The organism is Pediococcus damnosus, assembly GCF_001437255.1.
GTDB lineage: Bacteria > Bacillota > Bacilli > Lactobacillales > Lactobacillaceae > Pediococcus > Pediococcus damnosus.
The window spans coordinates 1-8514 of the sequence record NZ_JQBD01000082.1 but is presented as its reverse complement, the minus strand read 5'-3'; the positions used below and the strand labels follow the sequence as shown (position 1 = coordinate 8514).

General features: G+C 45.3%; 7 protein-coding genes and 2 pseudogenes. 5 read left to right on the top strand and 4 right to left on the bottom strand.

Going from position 1 to position 8514, the window contains the following annotated elements; all coding sequences use genetic code 11:
- Positions 1–75: 75 nt before the first annotated feature.
- Positions 76–162: pseudogene (locus tag IV84_RS10945) on the bottom strand (recombinase family protein); the annotation flags it as partial.
- A 381-nt stretch (positions 163–543) separates the two neighbouring features.
- Positions 544–1092, bottom strand: coding sequence for a TetR/AcrR family transcriptional regulator (locus IV84_RS08665; RefSeq protein ID WP_056986435.1), 549 nt, complete (start codon positions 1090–1092; stop codon positions 544–546).
- A gap of 164 nt (positions 1093–1256) precedes the next feature.
- On the opposite strand from IV84_RS08665, the gene IV84_RS08660 reads away from it, so the two are divergent.
- The gene (locus IV84_RS08660) at positions 1257–2543 is read left to right on the top strand and encodes a YhgE/Pip domain-containing protein (protein WP_056986433.1); all 1287 of its coding nucleotides are present in this window, start codon (positions 1257–1259) and stop codon (positions 2541–2543) included.
- 817 nt (positions 2544–3360) lie between these two features.
- Here the strand turns inward: IV84_RS08660 and IV84_RS08655 are convergent.
- The gene (locus IV84_RS08655; RefSeq protein ID WP_046870788.1) at positions 3361–4278 is read right to left on the bottom strand and encodes an IS30 family transposase; all 918 of its coding nucleotides are present in this window, start codon (positions 4276–4278) and stop codon (positions 3361–3363) included.
- A 71-nt stretch (positions 4279–4349) separates the two neighbouring features.
- Between IV84_RS08655 and IV84_RS11440 the strand changes: the two genes are divergently transcribed.
- The 4 genes from IV84_RS11440 to IV84_RS08635 are packed head-to-tail and all read left to right on the top strand — an operon-like array spanning position 4350 to position 8056.
- A complete protein-coding gene (locus tag IV84_RS11440) occupies positions 4350–4763 on the top strand; it encodes a phosphatase PAP2 family protein (protein WP_046870789.1) in 414 nt (137 codons plus the stop codon).
- Positions 4745–5692, top strand: a complete 948-nt coding sequence (locus IV84_RS08645; protein WP_046870790.1) for a glycosyltransferase family 2 protein — start codon at positions 4745–4747, stop codon at positions 5690–5692. The genes IV84_RS11440 and IV84_RS08645 overlap by 19 nt, the downstream gene beginning before the upstream one ends.
- Positions 5693–5701: 9 nt before the next feature.
- The gene (locus tag IV84_RS08640) at positions 5702–7636 is read left to right on the top strand and encodes a hypothetical protein (protein WP_056986430.1); all 1935 of its coding nucleotides are present in this window, start codon (positions 5702–5704) and stop codon (positions 7634–7636) included.
- A gap of 15 nt (positions 7637–7651) precedes the next feature.
- The gene (locus IV84_RS08635; protein WP_056986429.1) at positions 7652–8056 is read left to right on the top strand and encodes a GtrA family protein; all 405 of its coding nucleotides are present in this window, start codon (positions 7652–7654) and stop codon (positions 8054–8056) included.
- A gap of 198 nt (positions 8057–8254) precedes the next feature.
- Here the strand turns inward: IV84_RS08635 and IV84_RS11150 are convergent.
- Positions 8255–8514, bottom strand: a pseudogene (locus tag IV84_RS11150) (MobA/MobL family protein); the annotation flags it as partial.

The following is an 8514-nucleotide window of genomic DNA, read 5'->3' as shown; positions in this document are numbered from 1 at the left end:
GCCGAGTAATATTGCTGGGATAATTTTTCATGAGAGCTTAAACTCGCTTTTTACATAGAAGTATATCAAAAATCATAGATCTTGGACAGCTTCTAAAGCCGCCAACTGTCGATCTAAATGTTGCTCCTTGGAACTCACACGCGCATAACCAATTTTAGCCATTTTCAGCCCTCTTTTTGGACAGTTCTAATGAACACTTTTAATGCCTAGTATAGCACAGAAATAAAAAAGGCCACTAGGGTATACCCTAGTGGCCGTCACGTTAACTTATTGAAAATAGAAAGATTCTACTTTCCCTAAATGCTCTTATGTCAATAAATGCCCACCATCATGTGTTAAAATCACTTGCTGGTTGCTTTCTAGATGAATTTTCGGAACGCTAAACATTGGAATCTCTCTCTTCGATTGATGGTTGTGGTAACTTCAATCTAACAGATTGGGGTTCTTTTTTTATCACCCAACAGGTGAAAAGTGAAAACATTAGACAACGTTGATACTACAGTAACTGTCGTAAATTTTGGGATTTATATGAATAATTCAGGTTTAGCTTAGCAAACAAAGGATTACTGTAATTGCATGTTGTATTTGACTTGTATCAGGCAATTCTTGTTCATCAATTAGGTAATTAAAACTACCCAGAATAAGTGAAGTTAATAATGACATTTCAAACTTATCAGGTTTTTCCTCCAGCATACTTACAAGATTGTTTCTTAAAACCCTTTTTATCTCACTACTCAAATCTTTGCTATCCAATTGAATAGAGCGCAATGCTAAAATCTTTTCACGTTGTTTGATTAAAAGATTTTTTATATCAGGTGCCAATATGGATGTAATGCTCAAAAAGTTTTGATTTTGTTTATTTAAATTACTTCTTTTCTTCAATACTGAATCATAAGTCGACACAAAATCCTGAATCATTTTCGCGGCCAAGTGATACTTATCCTGATAGTGCCTATAAAATGTCTGACGATTGATCAAGGCTTTATTAGAGATATCAATTACCGATACATTATTAAATCCCTGTTGTCTTACTAATTGTATAAAAGAATTTTCAATTAACATTTCTGTTCTCTTATTTCTTAAATCAGTCATAAGTTCCTCCTTTTCTCCAAACATCAGTATAGATCCATATGTAACTTAAGTATACACAAATAACATTTTGTATGCCTAAGTGACGTTTCAAAAAAAGTTGTCTATGTCTTTCCAAAATAATGTCCACTATTATTAGTACTGAGCTTAAAAGGGAGGAATATCAGATGTTCGATGTAATTCGTAGTAAAAGATATTGGTTAGCATTATTGCTTGTTGGAGCAATTATTGGAATAGTTTCATTTACCTTCATTGGCATACGTAACTCTGTCAAAGTAAAACAAATTCCTGTAGCACTTGTCAACGAAGACAAAGGAACTCTCAGCAATAAAATTGAAAGTAAGTTGCGAAAGAAATTCAATGGAAAAGATTCAAAAATCAAATGGGTATCTCCACAAAAAGATGGTTTTAATGATCAAAAGTATTATGGGGCTTTCATTATTAGATCAGGATTTTCAAAAGAGTTACAGCAGCAAAATGAATCGCTAAAGGCCCAAATTATTAGCCAAAAGCTCACTACTCTTCAAAAAAAGGAGAAATTACCAGATTCTGCAAAATCAAAATTGCTTCAAGCTAAATTTAAATCACAATTGCTTCAAGCTAAATTTGTTACACAGAAACCCGTTCACCCTGCACAGATTAAGATCAGTATTAATCAAGGAATGAATGCTCAAATATCGCAATTGCTATCCCAAGCACTTCCTCAGATTGTAAATGCGCTTTCATCACGAATTAGCGCACAGCAACAAAGTGTTCTTAGCAAAAATAAGATTAATTTATCCGCAAAATCTTGGGATTTGGTTTCGACCCCTATTAGTGTATCTACTCATGAGTCTAATAAAATTGAAAAGAACACGGTTAATGGCACAGCACCCATGCTTCTAGTGGCATTGGCGTGGTTTAGCGCTTTAATTCCCTCTCTTATTTTATGGCGCGAACACACAAAAAGAAGCGCTTCAAAATTTTTAAATGCTACAACAATAACTAGTCAACTAATTACCGGTTTGGTAGCAAGTATTCTTTCAGCAACAGTTGCGTTCTTATTTGTTAATGTATGCTTTAACCTAACAATTCCAAACCCAATTAACTTTATCGGATTAATGTCTATTAGTATCTTTGTCTTTTATCTTATTATAACGTGTGTCCTGGATTGGCTTGGATTTGCTTTCTACCCATTAGTACTCATAGTCTGGCTCCTAGCAAGTTCCGTGATATCTTATGCACCGGAAACCCTTGATCCTTTGTACCGAAAGGCAATTTACAGTTGGGTTCCAATGCGATTTAGCATGCAAACACTAACAAATACTTTGTATTTCCATAATGGATCGAGTACCACCATGTCATCATTATTAGTCTTGTTAATAATTGGATTTGTCGCTGCTATCTTGATGTATAGTTCAGGATACTTAAAACACTATTTGTTCACGGTTCGCCCACACCGCAAAATTAAATAATTAAACAAAACATGAAACCCAATTATTCATATCATCAAAAATAGCCAATCAATTGATTGACTATTTTTTGATGATCCATTTAGCAACAATTCCCTCAAAAAAAAAGAGAGTGTGAAATATTTTGTGTAAATGTATATAAAAATTCTGAATTGTATAGAGGCAGAGAATGTTCTTGAGGTATACCCTATTGGCTAATCACACATAAAAGCTTTCTTATATCATTATTTTTTTGGCAGGTACTGTGTAGGTGGAAATGAACGAATGCTTTAATAGTTTTGTGTCACAAAATAAATTTTGGAGATTTTCAGCACTCCAGTAGTTCAATGATTCCTGGCATATTCCATCAGCAAGTTTATATATTGCGTCTTTTAACAATTGGAGCTTACTTTCAGAAACTACATGAACTTTAAAGTTGGTATGTGCATCTGAAGCAAAGATGATAGAGGGGTGGAAAATAATGGAATAGAAAGTTTGACTCTGATATTTTTCCGCAAACCAATTCGAAGATGTAGTTATTTGTTCTACATCACCTTTAAAGATTTCATCACTAGCTCGTCGATTTTTATCTTCTATGACAATCTGTGTGCTTTGATCCAGCCAAAGATTATCAGGACCGCCTTCTTTGATAGCCGTTTCTGCCTCAGGCTGACTAGAATCAAATCCTAATAATTCTCCTAATCTTTGAATGCTTGCTCTAAAGTTTGTTTCGTCGGCATAGTTTGTATAAAGCAGGTCATCATTAATAGCTCGAATATGTGTAGCTAAATCATTGCTATCTTCGAAGTCATACTTTTTTATATATGGTAGATTGCAAGAATTAACCGAACACTGCGAACTGCTGAAAAACCTTTCGTGGTGATTGCCAATTGAGTGTTTTCATTGGTCTTGCATTAATCCAATGATTAATTTGATCTAATTCTTTGGCGCTAACCGTCTCAATTTTTCGCTCCTTTGGTATGAATCGCCGAACGTATCGGTTTAATATCTCATTACTCCCACGTTCTTCTGGTGAGTATGGGTGTGCAAAGTAAACTGGAATGCCTAGTTTTTGCTCGATTTCATCATATTTTACAAACTCTCGTCCTCGATCAACAGTGATTGACTTAGCATTCTCGATCCCTTGAAAAAAATGAATTAATACTGGTGTCACTGCCTGACTATTGCGACCACTAACTTGCCTCACAATATGTTGCCGACTTAATCTTTCTGTGATTGTGACAAGCACTTCACCACGTTTCTTACCCGATTGCATCGTATCAACTTCAAAGTGACCAAAATCCTGCCGTGCTTGAACACTTTTGGGTCTTGATTCAATTGAACGGCCGTGAACAAATACTTGACGTCTGCCATCAGACTGACGTTTTTGACGAATACCTTTGTCAGGTAAATCAGCTAATGACAGTTTGAGTCGGCCAGCATTGAGCCAATTATAAATCGTTTTGAAAGGTAACCCTAAAACATGAGCAGCAGTTTCTGGTGACCACTTTAAAATGCCAATGTGCTCATTCAAAAAGACAGCGATAGCTGGTGTTAGTGTGTGATGACGGCCACGTAGATGACGTTTTTTCAATGCCAATGCATGAGCAATATCAGCTTTATAGGGCGTGACTTGATGAATTTCAACAGAGACCGTCGCAGGTGATCGGTTAATAAAACGCGCGATGGCACGAATCGAATAATTCAATTCCAGCAAAGTTTGAATGACAGTACGTTCTTGAGATGATAAACTAGTCATGAGTCGCAGTTCCTTTATGGTTGTTTTGGACAATTACCATTAAAGGCACAATTCACATAGGGAGAAGACCATTGAAATCCACCATTTTACTAGTCGAAGACGAGGCGGGCTTAGCCGACTCACTCAAAACCGAATTTGAGCTCGAGAACTTCAATGTGTTCTGGGCCAATGACGGCCTAATCGCGCTGGACATGTTCCGGCAAAACGAGGCCCAGATTGATTTAATCATTTTGGACTGGATGCTGCCGCACATTCAAGATCAAGAAACCCAGCTGATTACTGTATTGATTGGCATTGGCTGGATCGCGATGGTGGCGATATCGCGGGTGTATCTGCGCGACCACTACCTCTCTGATGTGCTCGCCAGTGTCTGCTTAGCTAGCGGCTGGTGGTTGCTGGTCACACCTGCGGAAGCCTTTATTCAAGCTAAAATGCGGCAGTTTTTACCGGAAGGGATGTTGAAATCATGGCCACATCAAAATTAACGATTGTTGTTCCTGCTTACAATGAAGAAGAGGTGCTGACGTCCTCGGTGCAAAAATTACTGGCCGTTGAAGACCAAATCGCCGCGCAAACCGTCCTCGGTCAGCGTGCCGACATCCTGATCGTCGATGATGGTTCCATGGATCACACCTGGGACATCATCGAAAAACTGCACGCCATGAATTCTCGCGTGCGCGGACTGCGTTTTTCCCGCAACTTCGGCCACCAGTCGGCGCTGATCGCCGGCATGAGTGAAGCCGTGAAAACCGCCGATATGATTGTCACCATCGATGCCGACCTCCAAGATGATCCCGACAAAATCGGCGACATGGTGGATGCCTATGCGGATGGCGCCGACATCGTCTACGGCGTCCGGAACAACCGGGAAACCGACAGCTGGTTCAAGCGCACCACGGCCCAAGGCTACTACAAGACACTCAAGCTGCTGGGCGTCGAACTCGTGCCCAATCACGCCGACTTCCGCCTGATGTCCAAGCGCGCCGTTGAAACCTTCCTGCAGTATCCAGAACGCAACATTTTCATTCGCGGCCTGATTCCTAAGCTCGGCTTCAAAACTGCCGAAGTCTTCTACAAGCGCACGCCGCGCATGGCCGGCGAATCCAAGTACCCGCTGAAAAAGATGCTGGCTTTTGCCTGGGACGGCATCACCAGCCTAACGATTGCGCCGGTGCGGCTCATTCTCATTCTGGGTACCTTGTCTTGCCTACTGGCGGTGGGCATGGTGGTTTACGCCATTGTCATGAAAATGCTGGGGCTCACCGTGCACGGCTGGTCGTTGTTGATGGTGTCGCTGTGGTTCGTTGGCGGCATCCAAATGATCAGCCTCGGGGTGATTGGTGAATACATCGGCAAGCTCACCACCGAAGTTAAACATCGCCCGCGCTACACGGTGCAAACGATTCTGGATTGAGGTGAGGGTATGAAAAAGATTAAACCCGCCTTTCTGCCAGCAATTTTAATCCTCTGCCTGCTCATTGGCAGCATCGGTAACCTGACCAGTGTGCTCGGGGTGCCGGCGCTGTTGGTGGTAGTGCTCCTGGGCGCGGGGCTTTACTTCGGGGCGCCCCGACTTGACCATTTGTCTACAAGGCAGCTGCGCTGGGGCATTGGCCTTGGCTTACTGGCGATGCTGATTGCCCAGGTGGTCGTGTTGCACGTGATGCCCAACACCGTTTACCACGATCCGTACCGGGTACTGTCGCAAGCCGACCAGCTCGCCGCCGGCCACATGACCTGGGATATCACCTACTTCTGGCGCTACGCCAATAACGTGCCGCTGGCTTATCTGCTCTCCCTGTGGTTGCGGCTGACGCAACTGGTGGGCTTAAGCACCAATCTTTCGGTGCACCTGCTGAGTATCTTGGTGTTGGACAGCTTTATTGCCCTGGCGCTGCATACGATTTGGCAGCTCAGCCAGCGCGCCAGCCTGCTGGTCGTGGCCTTCGGTTTCTTTGCCTTGTCGCCGTTTGCCTACACCTACTACCTGCAAGTCTTTTACTCCGACTTACCGACGATGCTGGTGCTGCTCATCATCATACGCAGCCTGCTGAACTGGTCGCAGAAAACATCGCGCCAGCGCTGGCTTGCCGGCAGCGGACTAGTTGTTGCCGTGATGCTCGGCGCCATGCTCAAGCCTAATCTGGTGGTCTTGTTGCCAGCTCTGCTGATTGTCGGCCTGATTCTGGCCCGTCAGCACCTCTGGCGACAAGCCAAACTGACCCTGCCCATCCTCTTGATTGTGCTGGGCTTCGGGCTGAGTCTGCCGGCGACCAAAGTCTTTGACGTGGCAGCCAATTATCAACCCCGCACCGCCTTTTCGTTCCCGGCGACCAACTGGATCTTGATGGGCTACAACCAGCACAGCAACGGCGGCTACTCCGGCAAGGATGTCGGACGTGCCATCAAGCAGCCCAGCCAAGCCGACCGCCAGCGGTACAATTTGAAAACCATCCCCAAGCGCATCAAAACTCTCGGGGTGGTTGGCGTCATCCGGTTGTGGGTAGTGAAGTTAGGCATCGTGCTCAATGTCCAAGGCATTCAGCGCTGGTACAACGGCGGCTTCCGCGCCGCACCTAGTTGGTACAGTAATCATGCTGGCTTCTATCAGGGACTGACCGTGATTGGCTATGTGGCCGCGACCCTGCTCATGTGGGGCGCACTGATGCTGAAGCTCTTGCGGTGGCGGCCAGATCTGACCGACCCGCATCAAATCCTTGCACTGCTGGCGGTGACCACTGCCCTTGGCTACCTGGCTTTCCACACCCTACTGTGGGAAGTTGAACCGCGCTATGGTCAAGCCATTTTGCCGCTGCTCTGGGTGGCTTTGGCGGCCATCCCGCGTCAGGCCAGCCAGTCGCGTCCCCGCTGGGCGAACCAAGCTAGCCTCCTCAGTGGCGCCACTGCTTCACTCGTCGCCTTTGGGGCCGCTGGTGTGCTTGGCGCTCAGCTGCCACAAAAGCAAGTGATTGCCGCCCAGCGCAGTCAGCTATCCGTGCAGTATCACGCCAAGCCCAAGACCGTGACGCCAGGCACCGTGCTGGCAGAGGTGGTCGATGTGAACGCGCCAGCGAACTATTTTTCCGTTCAGATTCATGCTGGTAGTCAGGTGCAAGTCACCCTCACTAACCTTGCCACCGGGCAACATTATCGGTTAACGATGGCTGGCAGTGTGGCCCGCCTGCACCACCAGCTCGCCGCTGGGCAATATCGGATTACCGTTCAAAACCTCACCACCCGCGGCCAGCAGGTCGATGTGACCCACACCTACCATTATCAGCTCGCTGCTCACCCGCTAACGGTGAACGGCCAATCGCAGCCCACCGCCTCGTTGATTTATACCTGCATGCAGCGCTGAGAAAGGAGCCTTTTTATGGAAAAACCAATCACTACCCTTTACAGCAAATACGATACAGCCTTGCGCTACCTGATTGTTGGAGGCCTCACCACCGGCATTAATGTGGTGCTGTTCATCGGCCTGACTCACCTCGCGATGCCGTGGTTCTGGGCGAACATTATCGCCTGGGTCCTCAGCGTGCTGTTTGCCTTCATTGCCAACAAGAAAGTCGTGTTCAACTCCGCCGACATGACCTTCCGGACTGTGGTCAAAGAAGGCGCCAGCTTCTTCACCTTGCGCGGCGCGTCACTGCTGGCGGACACGGCGATTTTGTTCATCGGCCTCACCTTAATGCACGGTTCGCCGCTGATTGTGAAGCTGATCGACCAGGTCGTCGTCATCGTGCTCAATTATGGCTTCAGCAAACTAATTTTCGCTTAACGTAAAAATGGTCCCAGCAGTGGAAACTGCCGAGACCATTTTGCTTGGCTAGCCAAGCTTGATGCCGGCATCCGCCAGCGCTGCGTCGACCACGTTCATCACAGCCAGCGAATGCGCCATCCGCTGCTTGGCGGCAGCCAAATCGTGATGCGCAATCATCGTTTCGAACGCGACGAACTCTTCGTACATGCGGTGCCGGTCAGCTACCATACCTTGATCGACAAAATTTTCTTGCACATATTTTGTCAGTAATTCTTTCTGTTCGGATTCACTTAATTCTACCGGTAAAGCCACGTTAAACTCTTTTGCATACCGTGAGTTTGATTTACGATCTTTCTTTTCAACTTCATTCCACAACTGCTCTCGATCACTCGCCCATTCAGGTGAATTTTTTGGCGTCAAAATAAAGCTTTCTGGCATGATCGATCGGGCATAAAAATAGTGGCGACCTTCCTTAT